Here is a 22,675-nt window from a genome sequence, read left to right as displayed (position 1 = left end):
CGGCGGACGACGGTTCCTACAGGGTAATGGCCACCAGCGGTTTCGTACCCCACGGTGTGATGAAGCCGTGGTGAAGAGCCGCCGATGATCAAGGCCGTCCCGACCGGTGGGCGAGGAGCCCGCTGGAGGTTCTCTAGCGGTTCTCGTGGTGCAGCCCGGCGATGCCGGTGCTCGGGGTGCGGTCCGACCCGTCGTAGGGCGGGAACGCGCTGCGGGTGGCCGCCACCGGGCGCACCGGGAAGTCCACCGGGACCTGTGCGTTCATCGGGACGTGCCCGCCGCCGCGGCCGGTGTCGCCGACCGGGCTGACCGAGGTGCCCTGCTGCTCGCCGTTCTGGGCCGCGAAGGAGCCGACCCCGCCGAGCGTCACCGCGGCGACCGAGAAGGCCCCGGCGGCGGCGAAGACGAAGCGGCGCCCGCGCGGCGCGATCTGCCGGACCATGGCGGGCCCGGTCGACGCGGCGGCGGGCTGGGGCTGCGGCTGGGCGGAGCCGGCGGGCCGACCGGTACGGCGGCCCATCAGCGGGCGCAGCACAGAGCCGCCGCGCCCGAACGCCCTGGGGTCGACCCCCGGCAGCGGTGCGTCGGCCCCGAGCGCGCCCGCGCCGAAGGAGGCGCCCGCGCCCCGGCCGAAGGAGCCGCCGTTGAGCCGGCTGCCGCCGAGCGTGCCGCTCGCGGCCACCCCGCCGCCGGGCAGGTCGTCGTCGTCCCGGCGGGACCGCTCGGGGGGCAGCTGGTCGTCCTGGAGGGTGCCGACGGCCATCAGCCGGGCCATCAGCGCCGAGGACGGGCCGGGGGTGCCGGTGTGGGTCAGCAGGTGCTTGACGGCGCGGCCCTCGTCGGCCTCGGCGAGGCACTGCGGACAGGTGGCCAGGTGTGCCTGGACGCGGTCGCGCGAGTCGTGGCCGAGTTCGCCGTCGACGAAGGAGGAGAGCCGCTCCCCGAGGTGGTGCTCCTCGACGGGCTCGGCGGGCCGTACGGCCACGGCCCGCAGCGTCGGCTCACCCGGCGGCGGCTCGGCGGGCAGCAGGGGTGTGTCCGGGCCGTCGTGGCCCCGGCGTCCGGGCAGCGCCCAGCCGCCCCGCCGGGCCGCGGCCCGGCCGGAGGCGTCCGGCTGGCCCGGTCCCGACCGGCCGGTTCCGCTCACGACCGCCTCCGTCCACGCCCGCCCGGCGCGCCCGCCTCACCGGCGGCGGCGCCGACCGGCACCGGCTCCTCGGAGCCGCCCCGGCGCTCACGGCCGGGGGCCGCGCCGGGGGCGCGGTGCTTGAGCGCGGCGCGCAGGTGGGAGCGGCCGCGGTGGATGCGGCTGCGGACGGTGCCGAGCTTGACGCCCAGGGTCGCGGCGATCTCCTCGTAGGAGAGGCCCTCGATGTCGCACAGCACCACGGCGGCGCGGAACTCCGGGGCGAGGGTGTCCAGCGCCTGCTGGACGTCGGCGTCGAAGTGGGTGTCGCTGAAGTGCTGGGCCGGGCTCGGCTCGCGGCTGGCCAGGCGCTCGGCGGCGTCGTCGCCCAGGGCGTCGAAGCGGATGCGCTGGCGGCGGCGGACCATGTCCAGGAAGAGGTTGGTGGTGATCCGGTGCAGCCAGCCCTCGAACGTGCCGGGGGTGTACGTGGACAGCGAGCGGAAGACCCGGACGAAGACCTCCTGGGTGAGGTCCTCGGCGTCGTGCTGGTTACCCGTCAGGCGGTAGGCGAGGCGGTAGACGCGGGCGCTGTGCGCCTCGACGATCTCCTCCCACGAGGGCGGAGTCCAGCTCTGCGCGTCGGGGCCCTCGGTGAAGGTCGCGAGGGCGGCGGGGGCCTCGGCGGTACCGGCGGCCGGCGTCACGGTCGCGGCGGCCGGCTGGTCCAGGGTGGAGTGCGCGGGCTGGTTCATCACGGGCTTCGGCGTACGGGCCGACGTGGTGCCGCGGATGTGCCGCCGCACAGGGACGTCGCCCTCGGCCACACCTCCTCGGTCGGCTCTTCTGCCCAGCAGGGCCACCACCATATCCACCTCACCCGTCAAGCCCGGATAAAAGTGCCCGGGGGTATCCGAAAGGCGTCCGTTCACCCGGTCCCAGTTCCACCAACGGCCCGCCGCCGTACGCGGTTCCCGGTCGGCCAGTAATCTGTGGCAGGAAATATCGACATCCCCTCGGCACCGGGCCGCCACCCGGGGCTCCGAAAGAGGCAGCCATCAGCGAGTTCGGGCCCGCGCGCGTGGCCCTCTCCGACACCTTCGTCGGCGAGGACGCGGTGTTGACCTACGCCCGGGCGCAGGCGGCGCGTACCGGGATCAAGGCGATCGGGCCGGGCGGCGGGGCCTGTCTGCGGCTGCTGGCGGCCGCGCTGGACGCCAAGGCGGTCGCCGAGATCGGCACCGGGACGGGCGTCTCGGGGGTCTACCTGCTGCGCGGGATGCGGCCGGACGGCGTGCTCACCACGGTGGACTCCGAGCCGGTGCGCCAGCAGCTGGCCCGGGAGGCGTACCAGGCGGCCGGGTTCGCGGCGAACCGGTCCCGGTTCATACCGGGCCGGGCACTGGACGTGCTGCCCCGGCTGGCGGACGGCCAGTACGACCTGGTGTTCTGCGACGGGGATCCGGCGGAGTCGCGGGAGTACCTCGCGGAGTCGCTGCGGCTGCTGCGGCCGGGCGGGATGGTCTGTTTCGAGGGCGTCTTCCAGGAGGGCCGGCTGACCGAGCCTGACGTGCAGGACCCGCCGACGCACGCCGTCCGGGACCTGCTCCGGGACGTACGGGAGAGCGAGTCGCTGCTGCCGGCGCTGCTGCCGGTCTCCGACGGGCTGCTCTGCGCGGTCAAGCGCTGACAAGCCCGGGGCCCGTCGCGTCACCGGGCCGTCAGGCTGCCGCGCCGCCGGGTACGAGGCCCCGTGCGGGAACCCGAAGGGCCCGGGTCGACGTGGTGTCGTACCCGGGCCCCGGTGGCACATCTCCAGGAGATGGGGAGCACCCGCTGCGGTCAGCCGCAGGCCTTCTTCAGGGCCTCGCCGAGGGCGTCGGCCTCGTCAGGCGTGAGCTCCACCACAAGGCGTCCGCCGCCTTCGAGCGGAACGCGCATGATGATGCCCCGCCCCTCTTTGGTGACTTCGAGCGGGCCGTCACCCGTCCGCGGCTTCATGGCCGCCATGCTCGTTCCCCTTCCTGCAACCGCTCAGCTACGCACCGGCAGTCCGTCCACCGCCGGTATCGAACGCATTGATCGGAAGCCATTATCCCGCATGCCACGGCCTGATGACCAACATCACTCTCGGTGCAACCACGGCCGGACCGCCCCCAAGCGCCACATTTCCCGCCATAAGCCCCGGCGCGGCGGCGCTCCGTACGCCACCGGAAGGTGCGATACCTCACACTCCCCACCCGGCCGTACGCTCCGGCATCCTGACACACGACCGACCCCACGACGATCACTAGGGAGCCCTCGCCCATGTCCGATTCCGTGCTCTACGAGCTCGACGGCGGCCTGGCCGTCATCACCATCAACCGCCCGGAGGCGATGAACGCGCTGGACGTCGCGACCAAGGTGGCGCTGCGGGACACCGTGGCGGCCGCCGCCGAGGACCCGGCGGTCCGGGCCGTGCTGCTCACCGGCGCGGGCGAGCGGGCGTTCTGCGTCGGGCAGGACCTCAAGGAGCACCTGGGCCAGCTCAAGCGGGCCGAGGAGACCGGCGAGGGCGCGCTGAAGACCGTCGCCGAGCACTACAACCCGCTGGTGCGGGCGCTGGCGGGCATGCGCAAGCCGACCGTCGCGGCGGTCGGCGGGGTCGCGGCGGGGGCGGGCGCCTCGCTGGCCTTCGCCTGCGACTTCCGGATCGTCGCGGACACCGCTGGCTTCAACACGGCCTTCGCCGGGATCGCGCTGACCGCCGACTCGGGCGCCTCCTGGACGCTGCCGCGGCTGGTCGGGCACGCCAAGGCGACCGAGCTGCTGATGCTGCCGCGCACCGTGAAGGCCACCGAGGCGATGGAGCTGGGCCTGGCCACCAAGGTGGTGCCGGCCGCCGAGCTGGCCGCCACCGCCCGGGTGTTCGCCAAGGAGCTGGCCGAGGGCCCGACGGTGGCCTACGGCGCCATCAAGGAGTCGCTGGCCTACGGCGCGGCGCACACGCTGAGTGAGCTGCTCGACAAGGAGGACGAGTTGCAGACCCTGGCGGGCGACAGCGAGGACCACCGGATCGCGGTCCGCGCCTTCATCGCCAAGGAGAAGCCGAAGTACCTGGGGCGCTAAGCCCTGTCCGGCCCTGGAACCCCAGGGCCCGTCAGGGCCCCGGACAGGACCTAACGCGGGTCGAGGGCGGTGCGGACGTGGCAGTCCGCCAGGTGGTCGTCCACCAGGCCGCAGGCCTGCATCAGCGCGTAGGCGGTGGTCGGGCCGACGAAGCGGAAGCCCTCCTTCTTCAGCGCCTTCGCCAGTGCCGTCGACTCGGGCGTGACGGTCGGCACCTCGCTCAGTGCGCGGGGGGCCGGCCGGTCCGGGTCGCCGGCGAACCGCCAGATCAGGGCGTCCAGGCCACCGTCGAGGTCACGCGCGACCTTGGCGTTGGCGATGGACGCCTCGATCTTGGCGCGGTTGCGGATGATGCCGGTGTCGGTGAGCAGCCGCTCGACGTCGGCCGGGCCGTACTCGGCCACCTTGGCGATCTCGAAGCCCGCGAACGCGGCCCGGAAGCCCTCCCGGCGGCGCAGGATGGTGATCCAGGACAGCCCGGACTGGAAGGCCTCCAGGCAGACCCGCTCGAACAGGGCGTCGTCGCCGTGTACCGGGCGGCCCCACTCGGTGTCGTGGTAGACCCGGTAGTCCTCGGCCGAATCCCCCCAGGCGCAGCGGCGCAGGCCGTCCGGGCCGAGCACGGCGCCGTTCGACGGCTCCACGGACGGCTCCGCGGACCCCTGCCCGGGCTCCTGCACGGGCGACTTTGCGGCCGGCTCGGCGAGCGGTTCGCTCACTGGTCCTGCACCGGCTTCGCGTCCTCGGGCTCCTTGGTGAGGGTCGCCACCGGCTCGACCACCCTGGCGAACTCCTCCAGGCCAGGCAGCGGTTCGGCGCCCGCGTCCGGGCCGCCGGCCTCGACCGCGCCGCGCAGCGTGGCGGCCGCCTCCAGCTCGGCGATCCGCGAGTCCCGGTAGGCGAGTTCGGCGCCGAGGCGGTCGAGGACGTCGTCCACCTCGTCCATCCGGTAGCCGCGCACGGCCATCGGCAGCCGGATCCCGTCCACGTCGTCCCGGCTGAGCGGACGGTCCTGCGGAAGCCGCGCCGCGATCCGGTCGTGCACCGCCTCCGGCAGTGAGCCGCCCCCGCCCAGCGCCACCAGCGCGGCGCCGCCGACCACCACGGCCATGGCCACCACGATCACCCAGAACACGAGCTGTCCTCCCGACTTCCCGGCCGGCCTCGGTACAAGTGGGATCATGGTTCCCGGTAGGCCGGGGGCCATCATCGCACCCGCAGCAGCTGTGGAGGAGACATCGGTGGCACTGCGTCTGGGAGCTCGGGAATTCGCCGACGACGAGCTGGTGATCATGGCGATCGTCAACCGCACCCCGGACTCCTTCTTCGACAAGGGGGCCACCTTCGCCGACGAGGCGGCGTTCGCCGCCGCGGACCGGGCGATGGCCGAGGGCGCGGCGATCCTGGACATCGGCGGGGTGAAGGCGGGGCCGGGCGACGAGGTCACCGTCGAGGAGGAGCTGCGGCGCACGGTGCCGTTCGTGGCGGAGCTGCGCAAGCGCCACCCGGAGGCCGTGATCAGCGTGGACACCTGGCGGCACGAGGTCGGCGAGGCGGTCTGCGAGGTGGGCGCGGACCTGCTGAACGACGCCTGGGGCGGGGTGGACCCGCGGCTGGCCGAGGTGGCCGCACGCCATGACGTCGGGCTGGTCTGCACCCACGCGGGCGGCGCCGAGCCGCGCACCCGGCCGCACCGGGTGGGCTACCAGGACGTGATGGCGGACATCCTGCGGGTCACCGTCGGGCTGGCCGAGCGGGCGGTGGGCCTCGGGGTGCGCCGGGACGCGCTGATCATCGATCCGGGGCACGACTTCGGCAAGAACACCCGGCACTCGCTGGAGGCCACCCGGCGGCTGCCGGAGATGACCGCGACCGGGTTCCCGGTGCTGGTCTCGCTCTCCAACAAGGACTTCGTCGGGGAGACCCTGGACAGGCCGGTGAACGAGCGGCTGCTCGGCACCCTGGCGACCACGGCCGTCTCGGCCTGGCTGGGCGCCCAGGTGTACCGGGTGCACCAGGTCGCGGAGACCCGCCAGGTGCTGGACATGGTCGCCTCGATCCGGGGCACCCGCCCCCCGGCGGTCGCCCGCCGGGGGCTGGCCTGATCCTTCGCGGCCGACTCGAACGGGCCCGGACCCGACCGGACCCCGGGGCCTGGACCCTAGATCTCGTGGGCCGGCCGACGGGCGTCGGCGAGGATCTTCATGACCTCGTCGATGTCGTCGGTGATCTGGAACAGCTCCAGGTCGTGCGGGGCCGCCTTGCCCTGCGCGACCAGGGTGTTCTTCAGCCAGTCGAAGAGCCCGCCCCAGTACTCGCTGCCGAACAGGATCACCGGGAAGCGGGTGACCTTCTTCGTCTGCACCAGGGTGAGCGCCTCGAACAGCTCGTCCAGCGTGCCGAGGCCGCCGGGCAGCACCACGAAGCCCTGGGCGTACTTCACGAACATCGTCTTGCGGACGAAGAAGTAACGGAAGTTCAACCCCAGGTCGACGAACTCGTTGAGCCCCTGCTCGAAGGGCAGCTCGATGCCGAGGCCCACGCTCAGGCCGCCGGCCTCCGAGGCGCCGCGGTTGGCCGCCTCCATCGCACCCGGACCGCCACCGGTGATCACCGCGTAGCCGGCCTCGGCCAGCGCGCGGCCGATCGCCACGCCCGCCGCGTACTCGGGCGAGTCGATCGACGTCCGGGCGGAGCCGAAGACGCTGATCGCGGGCGGGAGTTCGGCCAGCGCGCCGAAGCCCTCGACGAACTCGGAGGTGATCCGCAGCACCCGCCACGGGTCGGTGTGCAGCCAGTCCGTCGGGCCGGTGGTGTCCAGCAGGCGCTGGTCCGTCGTGCTGGTGCCGACCTGGTCCCGGCGCACCAGCACCGGGCCCTGCTGCTTCTCGGGCCACGACCTCTTCGGGCGCGGCTCCCCCACCTGCTCAGGGCCGTGTCCGTAGTGCTTTTCGTCTCCTGTGCCTGTCATGACGAAACCCTACGCCCGCCGATCCCGGTTTTCAGGCAACGGCGGAAGGTCGGTTGGGCAACCGGAAGATGGCGTTCGGCCGTTGACCGGTGTCCCGGTCAGGCGGTCAGCCAGGCGCGCAGCCGCTCCTCGGTCTCGGCGATGGCGGCGAGCGAGCAGTGCTCGTCCCGCTTGTGCGCCATGTTCGGGTCGCCGGGGCCGTAGTTGACCGCGGGGACGCCGAGCGCGCTGAACCGGGCGACGTCGGTCCAGCCGAACTTGGCCCGGGCGACGCCGCCGGCGGCCGCCAGGAAGGCCTGCGCGGCGGGCTGGGAGAGGCCGGGCAGGGCGCCCGGGGCGGAGTCGGTGACGGTCACCTCGAAGCCGCTGAAGACCTCCCGTACGTGCTTCTCGGCGTCCGCCTCGCTGCGGTCCGGCGCATAGCGGAAGTTGACCGTCACCACGCACTCGTCGGGGATGACGTTGCCGGCCACGCCGCCGTCGATCCGGACCGCGTTGAGGCCCTCGCGGTACTCCAGGCCGTCGATCTCCACCCGGCGCGGCTCGTACCGGGCGAGTCGGCCGAGCACCTCGGCGGCGTGGTGGATGGCGTTGTCGCCGAGCCAGCTGCGGGCGGAGTGGGCGCGCATGCCGGTCAGCCGGACCTGCACCCGCAGGGTCCCCTGGCAGCCGCCCTCGACGGTGGCACCGCTGGGCTCCATCAGCACGGCGAGGTCGGCGGCCAGCCAGTCCGGGTGCTCGGCGACCAGGTGGCCGAGGCCGTTGCGGTGGGCCTCGACCTCCTCGCAGTCGTAGAACACGAAGGTGAGGTCGCGGTTGGGCTCGGGCAGGGTGGCGGCCAGCCGCAGCTGCACGGCCACGCCGGACTTCATGTCGGAGGTGCCGCAGCCGTACAGCAGGTCGCCCTCGACGTGGGACGGCACGTTGTCGGCGATCGGCACGGTGTCCAGGTGCCCGGCGAGCAGGACCCGCTCGGCGCGGCCGAGGTTCGTCCGGGCGACCACGTTGTTGCCGTACCGGTCGACGGTGAGGTGCGGGTGGGCGCGCAGGGCGGCCTCCACCGCGTCGGCGAGCGCCTGCTCGTCGCCGCTCTCCGACGGGAAGTCGACGAGCCGGGCGGTCAGCGTGCCGCCGTCGAGGGTGAGGTCCAGGGGTGCGTTCGGGCTGCTCATGGTCGTTCAGCCTAGACCCGGGGCCGGTCGCGGAGACGTGCCCCGGGGGAGGCCGCGGGGGCCCGTCGCAGAACCATCGGCGCCGTACACCCGTCCGAGTGGGTACGGTGTCGGATCAAGGAGCACGGTGGAGAGGGGCGGCGGTGGCCAGGAGGAAGAGCGGCGGGCAGGGCGACGAGTCGGCGCCCGCGCGTCGTCGCAGGCCGCTGCGGGCGGTGCTGATCGGCCTGTTGGTGCTGGCGGTGGTCGCGGTGGGCCTGTACTGGCTGCGCGACCAGAAGCTCACCCCCGAGGGCTGCTCGGTGAAGACCCCGGCGGGCGAGGGCACGCTGGAGATCCCGCAGGCTGCCAACGCGGCGACGATCGCCGCCGTGGCGCACGCGCGCGGGCTGCCCGACCGGGCGGTGACGATCTCGCTGGCGACGGCGATGCAGGAGTCCAAGATCCGCAACCTGTCGGGCGGCGACCGGGACTCGGTCGGCCTGTTCCAGCAGCGGCCCTCGCAGGGCTGGGGCACCGTGGAGCAGATCCAGGACCCGGTCTACGCGACCAACAAGTTCCTGGACGGCCTGGTCAAGGTGCCCGGCTACACCCGGCTGCCGCTGACCGACGCGGCCCAGCAGGTGCAGAAGAGCGGCTACCCGCAGGCGTACGCCAAGCACGAGACCAAGGCGACCCTGCTGGCCTCGGCGCTCACCGGCCGCGAGGGCGCCGCGCTGAACTGCGTGGTGCACGACTTCGCCGAGCCGGAGCCGGCCGAGGAGGCCGCCCCGCCGACCGCTTCGGGCGCCGCCTCCCCCGCGGGCACCGCCGCTCCGGCCGGCCGGCCGGACCGGACCCAGGCGCTGACCGACCGGGTGCGCCGTGAGTTCGGCCGGACGGTGACCCCGGCGGCCGGGTACAGCTCCACCGTCAAGGGTGCGGAGAACGCCGTCTCGCTCACCCCCGAGCCGAACACCAGCACCGACGCCGGCCCGGACGCCGAGCGGCAGAACGGCTGGGCGGTCGCGCACTGGGCGGTGGCGCAGGCCCAGCAGCTGGGTATCGAGACGGTCGCGTACGACGGCCGGATCTGGCGGAAGGCCAAGTCCGAGGACGGCTGGAAGCCGCAGCCGACCGGCACCTCGACCAAGCTGGTGCAGGTCTCGCTGACGACCTCGGGGAAGAGCTGACCGCCGGTTGACGCACTGGTGAGCGGATCACCGCCGAACGGGTGATTCGGGTCAACCTGGGTGGACGGCCGGGTACGCACCGACCGCCGGTGCGCAGAACCGTCACTTCCCTTGCCGCGCAGCCCGTTCCCGGCCCCGGCCGGACGGGCTGCGACGGCCGTTCAGCGGTCATACCGTCCGATCGTCGGTAAGACCCTTTCCTTGCACCGACCGAAACCTTCTGGCTTCTGAAGCGGTAGTGACGTTGTCCGCCCTAGCGGACGGGACGGACCCAGACCCTTTCGAGGAGCCCCATGTCTCACCCCCTCACGCGCCGGATCGCCCAGGCCGCGCTGCTCGTGGCGGCCGGCGCGACCCCGCTGGTCGCGGCCGGCTCCGCGTCCGCAGCCGACGCGCTGGTGCCCAGGTCCGACCTGGCCGCGCCGCTGGGCCAGCTGACCAACACCGACGCGGGTTCCACCCTGCAGCACACCACCCACGAGCTGGGCCAGGCCGCCGGGGACACCGGCGCCGCCACCGTCGCCGCGGGCGTGCCCGCCACCGCCGACGCCACCGGCAACATCGTCGCCCACCAGCTCCCCGAGGCGAACGAGAAGGCCGGTTCGCTGACCGCCCCGGTCGACAAGACCGCCGCCACCACCGGCCAGCTCTCCGCCATCACCCCGAAGGTCGCGGCCGCCCTGGCGGGCAAGGTCGGCGACGCGGTCACCGGCCACGGTGCCGAGGGCCGCAGCGCCGGCGCCGGCGCCAACCCGGTGGGCGGGCTCTCACAGGCCACCGAGAGCCTCCCCGGCGGCGGTGCGCTGGCCGGAGCCGTCCCCGGCACCAACGCCGTCACGGACGCCCTGCCGCTCGGCTCGGTGACCCGCGCGCTGCCGGCGGGCCTGCCCGCCGGCCTGCCCGGCGCCGACGTCCTGGGCCTGGCCGAGCACGGTTCGGCCAACCGCCTCGGCGGCGCCGACCTCGGCCCGAACTCCCCGCTGGCCGGCCTCAGCCCGATCACCGGCCTGCTCGGCGGCATCGGCGGCGGCGGTCTCGGCGGCCTCCCGCTCTAGGCCCGACCCGCGGCCGGGGCGACCCGGGCGGCGTGCGGACGGCTGACGGGCCGTGCGGTGCGGGCCCGCGCGGGGGCCCGCACCCAGGACCCGCAACGAGGCGGACCCACAACGAAGGGGGCCGGTGTCCAGTACTGGACACCGGCCCCCTTCGCGGGTGCGGCTCAGCCGCGCAGCCGCTCCACGGCCGCCGCGACCCGCTCGTCCGTCGCGGTGAACGCGACCCGGACGAAGCGCTCGCCGGCCGGCCCGTAGAAGTCGCCGGGCGCCACCAGGATGCCCAGGGCGGCCAGTTCGGCCACCGTCTCCCAGCACGGCCGGTCCTGGGTCACCCACAGGTACAGGCTCGCCTCCGAGTGCTCCACCCGGAAGCCGTACGCCTCCAGCGCGGCCCGCAGCGCCGAACGCCGGGCCGCGTAGCGCCCGCGCTGCTCGGCCACGTGCGCGTCGTCCGCGAGCGCCGCGATGGTCGCCGCCTGGACGGGGGCCGGCACGATCATGCCGCCGTGCTTGCGCACCTCCAGGAGCTCCCTGACCACCACCGGGTCGCCCGCCACGAAGGAGGCGCGGTAGCCGGCCAGGTTGGAGCGCTTGGAGAGCGAGTGGACCGCCAGCAGGCCCTCGTGCTGCCGGCCCTGCCCGTCGGCGCCGCAGACGTCCGGGTGCAGCACGGAGACCGGGTCGGCCTCCCAGCCCAGCTCCAGGTAGCACTCGTCGCTGACCAGCAGCACCCGGTGCTCGCGGGCCCAGGCGACCGTGCGGCGCAGTTCGTCCCTGCCGAGCACCCGGCCGGTCGGGTTGGACGGCGAGTTCACCCAGAGCAGGCGTACCCGCGAGCCGTCCAGCTCGTCCACCGAGTCGTACTCGACCGGCTCGGCGCCGCAGAGCCGCGCGCCCACCTCGTAGGTCGGGTAGGCCAGCCTCGGGTAGGCGACCTGGTCGCCGGGGCCGAGGCCGAGCTGGGTCGGCAGCCAGGCCACCAGCTCCTTGGAGCCGACGGTCGGCAGGACGGCCTGCGGGCCGATCTCGGCGCCGACCCGGCGGTTCAGCCACCCGGCGACCGCCTCGCGCAGCTCCACCGGGCCCCAGACCGTCGGATAGCCGGGCGTGTCCGTGGCGGCGGCCAGCGCCTTCTGGATCACCTCGGGGACCGGGTCCACCGGCGTGCCCACCGAGAAGTCGCAGAGCCCGCCGGGGTGGGCGAGCGCGGTCTGCTTGTACGGCTCCAGCTTGTCCCAGGGGAAGACCGGCAGGAGGTCGGAAACGCGGCGCGCCGCCCCCGGGTGGCCCGGGAACGGCGCGTGCGTGCTGTCGTTGGTGCTCACAGCTTCAGTTGCCACCGATCGATTCAGTGCTCGTCGGTGTTCTGCGGCGGCAGAGCGGCGATGAACGGGTGGTCCCGCTCGATCAGCCCGAGCTTCGAGGCACCACCGGGCGAACCGAGGTCGTCGAAGAACTCGACGTTCGCCTTGTAGTAGTCCTTCCACTCCTCCGGAGTGTCGTCCTCGTAGAAGATCGCCTCGACCGGGCAGACCGGCTCGCAAGCACCACAGTCGACACACTCATCCGGGTGGATGTAGAGCGATCGCTCGCCCTCGTAGATGCAGTCAACCGGGCACTCTTCGATGCAGGCCTTGTCCTTGACGTCGACACAAGGCTGCGCGATGACGTAGGTCACGCTGTCGTTCCTCCTCGGAAGGGCTCGGCGGCCCATTCTGTTTTGCTCGCGTGCGCGGGTGAGCGCGGCGTCGTCGATGCCCGCCCCTAGTATCGCGGGTCAGGGAGCGCAAATGCACAGGAGGTGCCCAGATGGCGGCTGACGGCCCGGTCCAGGACCGTCCGGAGGTCCGGATAGATCGCTCTGACGTGGGACGACGCGTCTCCGTTCGACGACTGACGGAGTTCGTGGACGACAGGCCGGTGTTCCGCGATGCGATCGGCGTGCTCACATCGTGGGACGATCATGGGCTGACGGTCGCCCCGCGGAGTGGCGATCCGGTCGCGTTCGAGGAGAAACTGCTGGTCGCGGGCAAGACGGTGCCGCTCTTCCCGGCCCGGCGGGCGGCGCTGCCCGAGGCCTCGCCGGCGGAGCTCCAGCGGATCGCGGCGCGCAGTTGGTCGGCCGTCGAGCAGGAGCCGCTGGGCGCGTGGACGCTGCGCGCCTCGGCCGGGTTCACCCGGCGGGCCAACTCCGTCCAGACCCTCGGCGACCCGGGGCTGCCGCTGGACGAGGCGCTCGCGGCGGTCCGGGAGTGGTACGCGGCGCGCGGGCTGCCCGCCTGGGTGGAGGTCTGCACGCCCGGCTCGCCGCAGGAGCTGCGGTCCGAGCCGGGCCGGCTGGGGGCCGCGCACTCGCCCACCCTGGTGCAGGTCGCGCCGCTGGCTCCGCTCGCCCGGTCCGGGGCGGGGCACGACCGGGTGCGGCTGTCCCGTACCGCCGGTCCGGAGTGGATGTCGCTGTACCGGCAGGTCTCGGACGACGCGGCGGTGGAGGAGGCCGCCCGGCGGCTGCTCCACGGCGGGCCCTCCGTCTGGTTCGCCACCGTGCCGGGCGCCGCGGGGCAGCCGCCGCTGGCGATCGGACGCTGTGTCATCGACGGCCCGTGGGCCTGCTTCGGCGCGGTCGAGGTCGCCCCGCACGCCCGCCGCGCGGGCCTGGCCACCACGCTGATGGCGGTGCTCGCCGCCCGGTCCGCCGAGGAGGGCGCCACCGGCGCCTACCTGCAGGTCGAGGCCGAGAACGATGGTGCGATCGCGCTCTATGACGGACTTGGCTTCACGACCAGTCACACTTACCACTACGCCCGCCTACCGCAGGAGTAGCGCACCCCCGCGCGAGCAGTCCCGACCCGCCGTTCCCACGAAAGCCGTCGCAGCCACCGTGACCGAGCAGAGCAGAGCACGCTTCCGGACCGAGGCCCGGGCCGAGCACCCCGATCCGGTGCTGCTCTGCCTGCTCGCGGCCGCGGAGCACAGCCCCGTCCTGGACGACGCCGAGGAGCCGCCGACCCTGGAGGCGCTGCTCGCCGCCTGCCACGCCGCGCTGGACCGGCACGCGGCCGCCGTCCGGCTGGCGGTCGCCGAGCGGACCCCGGCCGGGCCGGAGGAGACGGCCGCGCTGCTGGCCGCCGTCCTCGGCGGGCGCGAGCGCTTCCACGGGCGGCAGTCCGACTACCGGCGGCTGGAGTCCTCACTGCTGCCGGACGTGCTGCGGCGGCGGCGCGGGCTGCCGATCATGCTGTCGCTGGTGTGGACGGCGGTCGCCGCCCGCGCCGGCCTCACCGTCCACGGCCTCGCCCTGCCGGGTCACTTCATCGTCGCCGTCGGCGGTGCGGAGGGCGGCGACGACTACGTGCTGGCGGACCCGTTCCACGGCGGGCGGCTACTCGACCCGGAGGCCGCGGACGAGCTGGTCCGCGCCACCGGACACGAGTTCACACCCGAACTGCTCACGCCCGCCCAGCCGTTGGACATCGTGCTGCGGGTCCTCGGCAACATCCGCAGCTGGGCCGCGGACCGCCCGGAGCACGCCCGCACCCAGCTCTGGGCCACCGAGCTGGCGCTGCTGCTACCCCGACACCCGGCCCAACTGCGGCTGGAGCGCGCAGAGTTGCTGGTCCGCACCGGCGACTTCCTCGGCGGCTCGACCGAGATGGACTCCTACGCGGAGATCCTGGACGCCTTCGACCCGGACGCGGCGGCCCGGGTGCGGCTGGACGCCCGGGCGGCCCGGCACCGGCTGAACTGAGCCCGGGGGCCGGGCTGCGAGATGCCCGCGAAGGGGCTACAACCAGCCCTTCTCGCGGGCGATCCGGACCGCCTCGGTGCGGTTGCGGGCCTCGGTCTTCTGGATCGCCATCGAGAGGTAGTTGCGCACCGTCCCCTCGGAGAGGTGCAGCCGCTTGGCAATGTCCGCGTTCACCGCCCCGTCCGACGCGGCCGCCAGCACGTCCCGCTCACGGGCCGTCAGCGGGTTCGCCCCCTCGGCGAGCGCGGCGGCGGCCAGCGCCGGGTCGATCACCCGCTCCCCGCGCAGCACCCGGCGGATCGCCTCGGCCAGCTCGGAGGCCGGCGCGTCCTTCACCAGGAAGGCGTCCGCGCCCGCCTCCATCGCCCGCCGCAGGTAGCCGGGCCGCCCGAAGGTGGTCGCGATCACCACCCTGGTCTGCGGCCGGGCCTTGCGCAGCAGCGCCGCGGCCTCGAGCCCGGTCATCCCGGGCATCTCGATGTCCAGCACCGCGACCTGCACGTCGTGGGCGGTCGCGGCCGCCACCACCTCGTCGCCCCGGCCCACCTGGGCGACGACGTCGATGTCCCCCTCCAGTCCGAGCAGCGCCGCCAGCGCCTCCCGGACCATCCCCTGGTCCTCCGCGAGCAGCACGCGGACGGACGGGGCCCCACCGTTCTGAATCTCACTCATACCGTCGACCCTATGGCCCGCCTTCCGACGCCGACCGTCGAACGGTGCGGGCCGGAGCCGGAATTGACCCGTGTTTTCTGCTCGGAATTGCACTGCCAGCGCGGTCTTTGGCTTCGTAGAGTAGTGATCACAAGGACGGCGAACAGCCCCGGAAAGCAACGGAGAGCACCATGAACAAGCACACCGACTTCGCCCCGCTCCTCACCCGGGCCGCCGACGCCGAGACCACGAGCGACCCCAGCAGCGTGATGACCCTCCTCGCCGACTCGGACACCACCGGCGGCCTGCTGACCAGCTACCGCTCCACCTTCGCCGAAGGTGCGGTCGGCGCACCGGCGCACTTCCACACCCGCGCCGCCGAGCTCTTCTTCGTCATCGACGGCTCGCTGCGGGTCCTGGTCAACGAGGAGGTCACGGTGCTGAACAGCGGAGACTTCCTGCTGGTGCCGCCGAACACCCCGCACGCCTTCGCCGCCGCCACCGGCTCGACGGCCGACGTGCTGTTCGTCTTCACCCCGGGCATGGCGCGCTTCGACTACCTGCGGCTGCTGGGCCGGGTCATGCGCGGCGAGGCGAGCCCGCAGGAGATCAAGGACTCCTCCGAGCAGTACGACAACCACTACGTGGACAGCCCGGCCTGGCGCGCCGAGCTGGCCTCCTGACCGACCGTCCGGTCCGCGGGAGCCCCACCCCCCTGGTCCGCCGAGGCCCCGCGGACGGCGGCGCAGGGTCTCGGAGTGCACCGACGACCGGTCAGACCCCTGATGGGACCGGCGGCGTGGCGTGACCGGTTGGAACACCGACAAGAATCCGCGGCCACTTCTTGTGAAGATCACCATCGCCGGTCGGGCCGCGTCCGCTGAGGATGATGGACAGGGCCCGTCCGCGGCGCGACCCGGGGCATGGACCGCCTCGCCTGGTCACCGCCCCGGAGGGTGCCTTCGACACCGTCGTACCCCAGGAGGCCACCGGCCGGCTGGACCCGTCGACGAGGTCCGTCGCCGCGTGGAAGCCGCGCTGCCGCGGCGGCCTCGTCCCCGCACCCGAAGGACCCATGAGTGAGCCTCCGCGAGATCAAGCCCGGCAACCACGGCTACCTCTACGTCAACAGCCACCCGACCGGCTGCCGCGCGGTGGTCGACCGCATGTGGCAGCAGGCCCCGGAGCCGGCCGGCGACCAGCCGGGCCCGGTCGCCCTCGTCATCGGCTCCAGCGCCGGCTACGGGCTGGCCGCGACCCTGGTCGGCCTGCGCGCCCACCGGATGCGCGGACTCGGCATCGCCTTCGAGTCCGCCCCGACCGAGCGCCGCACCGCCGGGGCGGGCTGGTACCGCACCGCTCGGACCGCCGAACTCGCCGCCGAGGCCGGCTCCGACTTCACCTTCCTCAACGGCGACGCCTTCTCCGACAGCGTCAAGGAGGAGGCCCTCGACCGGCTCGCCGCCGGCTTCGGCAAGGTCGACCTGCTCGTCTACAGCATCGCGGCCCCGCGTCGCAAGGACCCGCTGACCGGCGAGATCCACCGCTCCGCCATCAGGCCGCTCGGCACCGACTACCGGGCCAAGACCCTCGTGTTCAAGGAGGGCGTCCCGCAGATCGGCGAGTTGCACCTGCCGGTCGCGGACGAGGCCGAGCGGGAGGCGACCGTACAGGTCCTGGGCGGCGCCGACTGGCAGCTGTGGATCGACGCCCTGGAGTCCAGGGGCATGCTCGCGGACGGGTTCCGGACCGTCGCCCTCTCGTACGTCGGCTCCGACATCACCTCCCCGATCTACCGGGCCGGCACCATCGGCGCCGCCAAGCAGGACCTGGAGGACACCGCCCGCGCCATCAACACCCGGCTCAAGGGCACCGGTGACGCCTACACCGTCGTCGCGGGCGCGGCCGTCACCCAGGCGTCCACCGCCATTCCGAGCATCGCGCTCTACGTCAGCATGCTCCACCGCATCGCCGGCGACGCCTGGCAGGGCACCTCCGACCAGGCGGTGGCCCTGTGGGACCAGCTCGTCGGCAACGCCGAACTCGCGCTGGACGACGAGGGCCGGATCCGGCTGGACGGCTGGGAGATGGACGCCGACCTGCAGGCCGCCGTCCGCACCGCCTGGGACCGGATCGACACCGACACCCTGGCCGCCAGTGCGGACACCGAGTGGTTCCGCGAGCAGGTCGGCCGGATCTACGGCTGGGACGTCCCGGGCGTCGACTACGAGGCCGCGGTCGAGACCACCGTCCCGTGGCCCGGCTCCCCGTCGGCCGACGCCTGACCAGGCGTCACCCGGGCTGGCCTGACCCCGCCTGACCCGGGGACGCCGGCGGACCGGACCCGGTCAGACCACCGGGCTGGAGACCGTCCGCAGCGGCACCAGCGCGCGCAGCCGGAAGCCCCGCCCGCGCGCGCCGGGCCCGGTCTCCAGCCGCCCGCCGACCAGGGCCAGCCGCTCCTCCAGGCCCGAGAGCCCGTTCCCCGGACCGGACTTGCCCGGCCCGGCACCGTTGTCGGTGATCTCCAGGACGGCGTACCGCTCGCCGTCGCCCTCCCAGGCCTCGTCCGCCGTGACGGTGCAGACCGTGGCGCCCTCGCCGTGCCGGACGATGTTGGTGACGGCCTCGCGCAGCGCCCAGGCCAGCGCGCCCGCCTCCTCGTTGGCCAGCGCCGGCCAGGCGTCCACCAGCGTCGGCGAGGCCTCCAGGGCGACCTGCGCGGCCGCCAGCGCCGTCCGGGCGGCGGCGAGCTCGACCGGCAGGGTGGGGCGCCGGAAGCCGGTCACCGCCTCCCGGACGTCGATCAGCGACTGCCGGGCCACGTTCTCGATGTCGGCCACCTGCGCGCGCGCCGCCTCGTCCTTGCCGGCGTCCATGAACCGCCCGGCCAGCTCGCTCTTCAGCGTGATCAGCGACAGCGAGTGCCCGAGCAGGTCGTGCAGGTCCCGTGCCATCCGCAACCGCTCCTCGGAGGCGGCGAGGTGGGCGACGGCGGCCCGGGCCTCGCGCAGCTCCTGCATGGTGGCGACCAGCCGCTGCAGACCGGTCATCGCGGCGCCGGACAGGAAGGCGGTCAGCGCGATGGTGGGGATGTCGTCCGGGTCGGCGTGGCTGAGCAGCCCGACCACGACGGCGAACCCGGCCATCCCGACCACTCCGGCGAGTGCGTACCGGACCGGTGTGATGATCGCGACGGACACCGAGGCGTAGGTGAAGAGGGTCAGCCAGGCGGAGCCCAGGCCGAAGGACGTGGCCACCGCGAGGGCGACCATCGTCGCGACGACCGCGCGGCTGGCCCAGGGCCGCCGCCCCGACATCGAGCGGAAGACCACCAGGCAGACGTAGCTGACCACGAAGGCGACCAGCGAGATCCAGCCCGCCACCGTGGCGGCCGCGCCGTGCTCGCCCCCGAGCAGGTCCTTCACCGGGTAGATCAGGTAGAACATCCACAGCAGCATCCAGCTGATCTTGACCAGCAGCTGCCGCCGGTTGTCCACCGGGGCGCCGGGGACGTTCATGAACGAGGTGCGCCCCGGGCCCGCCTCCGGCTGCTCGTCGGATCGGTGGGCCTGGAGCATCTCGGACATGGGGGCCATCATGCCTGGCGGGTGTCGCGGCGGTACAGCGCGGCGGCCGCGGCGACGAAGACCACCAGGAAGGCCGCCAGACCCGCCACCGCCGCGGTGTCCACCGAGTGCCCGGGCTGGGTGAAGGCGGCCAGCCTGTTGTACAGGTACACCGGGTTGAAGTGCGCGAACCGCTCCATCGTGCCGGTCACCGGGAACCACGTCCCGCCGAACAGCGCCATCACCATGTAGGTGATCATCACGATGGTCTGCACCGAGTCCGGCGCCGCCGCGTACCCGAGCGCCACCCCGAGCGCCGCGAACACGAAGCTGCCCAGCCAGAGCGCGGCCGCCAGGCCGACCCACTGCGCGGCGCCCAGCTGCACGCCCTGGCTCGCGCCGACCGCGAAGACCACCAGGATCGAGGGCAGGGTGGTCACCGAGCTGGCGGCGATCTTGGCCACGGTGTACGCCCGGCCGGGCAGGGCGGTCAGCCGCAGCTGGCGCACCCAGCCGCTCTTGCGCTCCAGCGAGATGCGCTGCGCGCTGCCGGTGAGCACCGCGCCGACCGCGCCGAAGGTGGCCATCGAGACCATGAAGTAGGTCTTCACCGGCAGGCCGCCGGCCACCTCGCCGGAGCCGTAGGCGTTGATGAAGAAGAAGTACATCAGCGCCGGGTAGAGCACCGAGAAGAGCAGGTACCTGCGGTTGCGCAGGGTGCGCAGGATCTCCAGTCGGATCAGCGTGGTCATCGCGCGGCCTCCGTCGCGAACTCGTCGGTGTCGGCGGCGTCCTGCTCGCCGGTGATGGTCAGGAAGGCCTGCTCAAGGCCCAGGCCGGTGACCTCCAGCCCGCGCGGGTACAGGCCCGCCCGGTAGAGCCCGGCGACGCCCGCGTCGGCGTCCGCGGTCCGGATCCGGACCGTCCGCACCCCCGGCACCCGGGCGGCGACGTCCAGCGACAGCACCCCGGGCAGCGCGCGCAGCTTCGACACGTCGAACCCGCCGTCCGCGTCGTGCAGTTCGAAGGTGATCCGGCGGGCGCCGGCCTTCGCCTTGATCTCGGCCGACGTGCCGTCGGCGATCAGCCGGCCGCGGTGCAGGACCAGGACCCGGTCGGCGATCGAGTCCGCCTCCTCCAGGTAGTGGGTGGCGAACAGCACCGTGCGCCCGGAGTCGGCCTGCGCCCGCATGCTCGCCCAGAACGCCTGGCGGACGGAGACGTCCATCCCGGTGGTGGGCTCGTCCAGGACGATCAGGTCGTTGGCGCCGGCGATGGCCAGCGCGAAGCGGACCCGCTGCTCCTGGCCGCCGGAGAGCCGGTCGACCCGGCGCTCGGCCAGCTCGGCGATCCCGGCGTCGGCCAGCACCTCGCCCACGGCCCGGCCGCGGGGGTGCACGTCGCAGGCCAGCCCGACCAGCTCGCGGACCTTGACGTCGGCCATCAGGCCGCCGCTCTGCAGCATCGCGCCGACCCGGCCGGCCGCGATGGCCGCGCGCGGGCTGCCGCCGAACAGCTCGACGCTGCCGGTGTCGGGCTCGCGCAGCCCGAGCAGCAGGTCCAGGCTGCTGGACTTGCCGGCCCCGTTGGGCCCGAGCAGGGCGACGGTCTCGCCCGGCCGCAGGACCAGGTCCAGGCCGTCCACGGCCCGCACCCGCCCGTAGCTCTTGCCGACGCCCCGGAAGGCCGCCACCTCTGTCGTCATCGCCCTGGTCCTCTCCCCTGGTGCCGTCGTTCGCACCACCTCAGAGTCCCGCGCGGGCCGCCCGCGGCGGCAGTGCCCGCCGTCGTGCCTTCGGCATGACGGATGTCACGGCCGCGGCCGGTACCCGGGTCACCGGGCACCGGCCGCAGATGGCTGGTCAGGAGGGCTGGTCAGGGCGCCCACCGGGGCCCCGCGGACCGCCGCTCAGATCCCCAGCGAGCGCTTCACGAAGTCGACCTGGAGCAGCAGCAGGTTCTCCGCGACCTCCTCCTGCGGGGTCATGTGCGTGACGCCCGAGAGCGGCAGCACGGTGTGCGGGCGGCCGGCCGCGAGCAGGGCGGAGGAGAGCCTCAGGGTGTGCGCGGCCACCACGTTGTCGTCCGCCAGACCGTGGATGATCATCAGCGGGCGCTCGAGGCCCGGCGCGTAGCCGGAGAGCGAGTTGGCCGTGTAGACCTCCGGGCGCTCGGCGGGGTGGCCGAGGTAGCGCTCGGTGTAGTGGGTGTCGTACAGCTCCCAGTCGGTCACCGGGGCGCCGGCCACCGCCGCGTGGAAGACGTCCGGGCGGCGCAGCACGGCGAGCGCGGAGAGGTACCCGCCGTAGGACCAGCCGCGGATGGCCACCCGGCCGAGGTCCAGCGGGAACTCCCCGGCGAGCGCCTGGAGCGCGTCCACCTGGTCGTCCAGGGTGGCGCCGGCGAAGTCGAAGGCGATCGACTTCTCCCAGGCCGGCCCGCGCCCGGGGGTGCCGCGCCCGTCGGCGACGATCACCGCGAAGCCCTGGTCGGCGAACCACTGCGAGTTGAGGTGCGGGTTGTGCGCCTGGACGACCCGCTGACCGTGCGGGCCGCCGTACGGGTCCATCAGGACCGGCAGCAGGCCGTCCCGCTCGCGGTCGTAGCCGGTGGGCAGGAAGACGGCGGAGGGGATGCGCCGCTCCCCCGCGAACCGGAAGACCGGGCGGGCGGTGATCACCGGGAGCTCGGCGTAGGACTCGATGACGGCGATGTCGTCCACCACCACGCCCTCCGGGAGGTCCCGGGAGACCTTGACCAGGGTGCCCGGCAGGTCCGGCTCGGCGGTGACCCGGACGGTGATCCCGGCCGCGTGCACGGCGGTGCCGACCGAGGTGAACGGCCGGTCGTTGGCGGCCTCCCAGGAGAGCCGCTTGCCGTCGTGGCCGATCCGGCCGACGGCCACCCAGCCGGGCTCGGGGTCCTTCTCCCCGGCGCCGCCGGAGGCGGTGAAGAACACCTCGTCGTCGGTGACCGCGAGGACGGAGCGCAGGTGCAGGTCGGCCCCGGTGACGGCGTGGTCGCCGACCACCAGCGCCCGCACGCCGCCCTCGTCGGAGATCCGCACCAGCCGGCCGTCCGGCGTCCAGGCCGGAACGCCGTGGAACACCTCCAGCCAGACCTCGTCGTGCTCCTCGAACAGCACCTCGGTGGCGCCGGTCGCCACGTCGACGCCGAGGATCCGCTGGCTGCGCTGGTCGCGGGCCTGGACGAGCAGCAGCGGCACGCCGCCCTTCGACCAGTGCACCCGGGCCAGGTACGGGAAGGCCTCGCGGTCCCAGTCGACCTCGGTGCGGGTGCCGTCCAGGCCGAACACCCAGAGCCCGACCTCGGCGTTGGCGGTGCCGGCCGCGGGGTAGGCGATCTCGGCGGGCTCGCTGCCCGGGTTGGCCGGGTCGGCGATCCACCAGCGGCGCACCGGGGTGTCGTCGGCCCGCTCGACCAGCAGCCGGTCGCTCTCCGGGGACCACCAGTAGCCGCGGTCGCGGCTCATCTCCTCCTGCGCGATGAACTCGGCCTGACCCCACGTCACCCCGGGGCCGTCGGGCTCGGCGAAGGCCCAGTCGGCGGTGCCGTCGGTGCGGGTGAGGCGCAGCTCGCCGGCGGTGTTGGCGTACGCGACGTAGGCGCCGTCCGGGGAGGGGCGCGGGTCGAGCAGCGGGCCCTCGGCGGGCAGCTCGACGGCCGTGCCGGCGACCAGGTCGGCGGTGAACAGCCGGCCGGAGAGGGCGAAGGCGGCCAGTCGGCCGGCGCCGTCCAGGGCGTAGCCGACGATGCCGGCCGAGCCTTCGCGGCTGCGCTCGCGGCGGGCCTTCTCGGCCGGGGAGAGGTCCTCCTCGTCGCCGCCGAGCAGGGCGACCGGGTCGGCGGCGATCCGCTCCTCGCCGGTCGCGGTGTCGAGGGTCCAGAGCCGGTTGGCCCGGTCGCCGGCGACGGGGGCCTCCCCGGCCGGCGTGCGGGGGAGGGAGCGCAGGAAGACGACCCGGGAGCCGTCGGATGCGACGGAGAAGGACCGGGGCGCGCCGACGGTGTAGCGCAGGGTGCGCGCGTACTGCCTCGGGAAGGTGTCCGCAGGGGTGTGGGAGGTCATGGCACCAGACCCT

General features: G+C 74.0%; 23 protein-coding genes. 9 read left to right on the top strand and 14 right to left on the bottom strand.

Going from position 1 to position 22,675, the window contains the following annotated elements; translation table 11 throughout:
* Window positions 1–133: 133 nt before the first annotated feature.
* On the bottom strand, window positions 134–1,147 hold the full coding sequence (locus tag ACIGZJ_RS07200; protein WP_396456333.1) for an anti-sigma factor family protein: 1,014 nt from the start codon (window positions 1,145–1,147) through the stop codon (window positions 134–136).
* Complete coding sequence (sigE, locus tag ACIGZJ_RS07195; RefSeq protein ID WP_387944642.1) at window positions 1,144–1,881, bottom strand: RNA polymerase sigma factor SigE; 738 nt, start codon at window positions 1,879–1,881, stop codon at window positions 1,144–1,146. Before sigE ends, ACIGZJ_RS07200 begins: the two co-directional genes overlap by 4 nt.
* A gap of 326 nt (window positions 1,882–2,207) precedes the next feature.
* Between sigE and ACIGZJ_RS07190 the strand changes: the two genes are divergently transcribed.
* Window positions 2,208–2,816, top strand: coding sequence for an O-methyltransferase (locus ACIGZJ_RS07190; protein WP_392928993.1), 609 nt, complete (start codon window positions 2,208–2,210; stop codon window positions 2,814–2,816).
* Window positions 2,817–2,968: 152 nt separating this feature from the next.
* Here the strand turns inward: ACIGZJ_RS07190 and ACIGZJ_RS07185 are convergent, their stop codons facing one another.
* Complete coding sequence (locus tag ACIGZJ_RS07185; protein ID WP_014137929.1) at window positions 2,969–3,136, bottom strand: DUF3117 domain-containing protein; 168 nt, start codon at window positions 3,134–3,136, stop codon at window positions 2,969–2,971.
* 297 nt (window positions 3,137–3,433) lie between these two features.
* On the opposite strand from ACIGZJ_RS07185, the gene ACIGZJ_RS07180 reads away from it, so the two are divergent.
* Window positions 3,434–4,234 carry an enoyl-CoA hydratase-related protein gene (locus ACIGZJ_RS07180; RefSeq protein ID WP_396456332.1) on the top strand — a complete coding sequence of 267 codons (801 nt, stop codon included), beginning with the start codon at window positions 3,434–3,436 and terminating at the stop codon, window positions 4,232–4,234.
* 50 nt (window positions 4,235–4,284) lie between these two features.
* Here the strand turns inward: ACIGZJ_RS07180 and ACIGZJ_RS07175 are convergent, their stop codons facing one another.
* Window positions 4,285–4,878 carry a DNA-3-methyladenine glycosylase I gene (locus ACIGZJ_RS07175; protein ID WP_396456544.1) on the bottom strand — a complete coding sequence of 198 codons (594 nt, stop codon included), beginning with the start codon at window positions 4,876–4,878 and terminating at the stop codon, window positions 4,285–4,287.
* Between the two features lie 71 nt (window positions 4,879–4,949).
* Window positions 4,950–5,369, bottom strand: coding sequence for a DivIVA domain-containing protein (locus ACIGZJ_RS07170; RefSeq protein WP_396456331.1), 420 nt, complete (start codon window positions 5,367–5,369; stop codon window positions 4,950–4,952).
* Window positions 5,370–5,526: 157 nt separating this feature from the next.
* Here ACIGZJ_RS07170 and folP point away from each other — a divergent pair, with 157 nt between their 5' ends.
* Entirely contained in the window at window positions 5,527–6,339 is an 813-nt protein-coding gene (gene folP / locus ACIGZJ_RS07165) for a dihydropteroate synthase (RefSeq protein WP_392929656.1), read from the top strand.
* Between the two features lie 56 nt (window positions 6,340–6,395).
* Here the strand turns inward: folP and ACIGZJ_RS07160 are convergent, their stop codons facing one another.
* Together ACIGZJ_RS07160 and dapE are read right to left on the bottom strand one after the other, a co-directional pair.
* Window positions 6,396–7,205: a TIGR00730 family Rossman fold protein gene (locus ACIGZJ_RS07160; RefSeq protein WP_396456330.1), complete on the bottom strand. Its 810-nt coding sequence runs from the start codon at window positions 7,203–7,205 to the stop codon at window positions 6,396–6,398.
* A 98-nt stretch (window positions 7,206–7,303) separates the two neighbouring features.
* On the bottom strand, window positions 7,304–8,377 hold the full coding sequence (gene dapE / locus ACIGZJ_RS07155; protein WP_396456329.1) for a succinyl-diaminopimelate desuccinylase: 1,074 nt from the start codon (window positions 8,375–8,377) through the stop codon (window positions 7,304–7,306).
* 143 nt (window positions 8,378–8,520) lie between these two features.
* Between dapE and ACIGZJ_RS07150 the strand changes: the two genes are divergently transcribed.
* Both ACIGZJ_RS07150 and ACIGZJ_RS07145 read left to right on the top strand, forming a co-directional pair.
* Window positions 8,521–9,549, top strand: coding sequence for a hypothetical protein (locus tag ACIGZJ_RS07150; protein WP_396456328.1), 1,029 nt, complete (start codon window positions 8,521–8,523; stop codon window positions 9,547–9,549).
* A gap of 293 nt (window positions 9,550–9,842) precedes the next feature.
* Window positions 9,843–10,604, top strand: coding sequence for a hypothetical protein (locus ACIGZJ_RS07145; protein WP_396456327.1), 762 nt, complete (start codon window positions 9,843–9,845; stop codon window positions 10,602–10,604).
* Between the two features lie 164 nt (window positions 10,605–10,768).
* On the opposite strand, the gene dapC is transcribed toward ACIGZJ_RS07145, so the two are convergent.
* Both dapC and fdxA read right to left on the bottom strand, forming a co-directional pair.
* Window positions 10,769–11,929 (bottom strand): succinyldiaminopimelate transaminase, encoded by a 1,161-nt coding sequence (gene dapC / locus ACIGZJ_RS07140; RefSeq protein WP_396456326.1) that lies wholly within the window; start codon window positions 11,927–11,929, stop codon window positions 10,769–10,771.
* Between the two features lie 23 nt (window positions 11,930–11,952).
* The gene (gene fdxA, locus ACIGZJ_RS07135; RefSeq protein ID WP_329489462.1) at window positions 11,953–12,282 is read right to left on the bottom strand and encodes a ferredoxin; all 330 of its coding nucleotides are present in this window, start codon (window positions 12,280–12,282) and stop codon (window positions 11,953–11,955) included.
* A gap of 227 nt (window positions 12,283–12,509) precedes the next feature.
* Here fdxA and ACIGZJ_RS07130 point away from each other — a divergent pair, with 227 nt between their 5' ends.
* Both ACIGZJ_RS07130 and ACIGZJ_RS07125 read left to right on the top strand, forming a co-directional pair.
* Window positions 12,510–13,427, top strand: a complete 918-nt coding sequence (locus tag ACIGZJ_RS07130) for a GNAT family N-acetyltransferase (RefSeq protein WP_396456325.1) — start codon at window positions 12,510–12,512, stop codon at window positions 13,425–13,427.
* Window positions 13,428–13,485: 58 nt separating this feature from the next.
* Window positions 13,486–14,352, top strand: a complete 867-nt coding sequence (locus tag ACIGZJ_RS07125) for a transglutaminase family protein (RefSeq protein ID WP_396456324.1) — start codon at window positions 13,486–13,488, stop codon at window positions 14,350–14,352.
* A 36-nt stretch (window positions 14,353–14,388) separates the two neighbouring features.
* Here the strand turns inward: ACIGZJ_RS07125 and ACIGZJ_RS07120 are convergent, their stop codons facing one another.
* Window positions 14,389–15,024: a response regulator transcription factor gene (locus tag ACIGZJ_RS07120; protein ID WP_392928974.1), complete on the bottom strand. Its 636-nt coding sequence runs from the start codon at window positions 15,022–15,024 to the stop codon at window positions 14,389–14,391.
* 170 nt (window positions 15,025–15,194) lie between these two features.
* Between ACIGZJ_RS07120 and ACIGZJ_RS07115 the strand changes: the two genes are divergently transcribed.
* Together ACIGZJ_RS07115 and fabV are read left to right on the top strand one after the other, a co-directional pair.
* On the top strand, window positions 15,195–15,686 hold the full coding sequence (locus ACIGZJ_RS07115) for a cupin domain-containing protein (protein ID WP_396456323.1): 492 nt from the start codon (window positions 15,195–15,197) through the stop codon (window positions 15,684–15,686).
* A 396-nt stretch (window positions 15,687–16,082) separates the two neighbouring features.
* Window positions 16,083–17,288: an enoyl-[acyl-carrier-protein] reductase FabV gene (gene fabV, locus ACIGZJ_RS07110; protein WP_396456322.1), complete on the top strand. Its 1,206-nt coding sequence runs from the start codon at window positions 16,083–16,085 to the stop codon at window positions 17,286–17,288.
* 63 nt (window positions 17,289–17,351) lie between these two features.
* On the opposite strand, the gene ACIGZJ_RS07105 is transcribed toward fabV, so the two are convergent.
* The 4 genes from ACIGZJ_RS07105 to ACIGZJ_RS07090 form a co-directional block, all read right to left on the bottom strand.
* Window positions 17,352–18,593: a sensor histidine kinase gene (locus tag ACIGZJ_RS07105; RefSeq protein ID WP_396456321.1), complete on the bottom strand. Its 1,242-nt coding sequence runs from the start codon at window positions 18,591–18,593 to the stop codon at window positions 17,352–17,354.
* Between the two features lie 8 nt (window positions 18,594–18,601).
* Window positions 18,602–19,324, bottom strand: coding sequence for an ABC transporter permease (locus ACIGZJ_RS07100; RefSeq protein WP_396456320.1), 723 nt, complete (start codon window positions 19,322–19,324; stop codon window positions 18,602–18,604).
* A complete protein-coding gene (locus ACIGZJ_RS07095; protein ID WP_396456319.1) occupies window positions 19,321–20,277 on the bottom strand; it encodes an ABC transporter ATP-binding protein in 957 nt (318 codons plus the stop codon). The genes ACIGZJ_RS07100 and ACIGZJ_RS07095 overlap by 4 nt, the downstream gene beginning before the upstream one ends.
* 204 nt (window positions 20,278–20,481) lie before the next feature.
* Window positions 20,482–22,662, bottom strand: a complete 2,181-nt coding sequence (locus ACIGZJ_RS07090) for a prolyl oligopeptidase family serine peptidase (protein ID WP_396456318.1) — start codon at window positions 22,660–22,662, stop codon at window positions 20,482–20,484.
* Window positions 22,663–22,675 lie beyond the last annotated feature (13 nt).

It is taken from the genome of Kitasatospora sp. NPDC052868 (assembly GCF_044547105.1).
GTDB lineage: Bacteria > Actinomycetota > Actinomycetes > Streptomycetales > Streptomycetaceae > Kitasatospora.
This window is presented reverse-complemented; position numbering and strand designations above follow the sequence as displayed.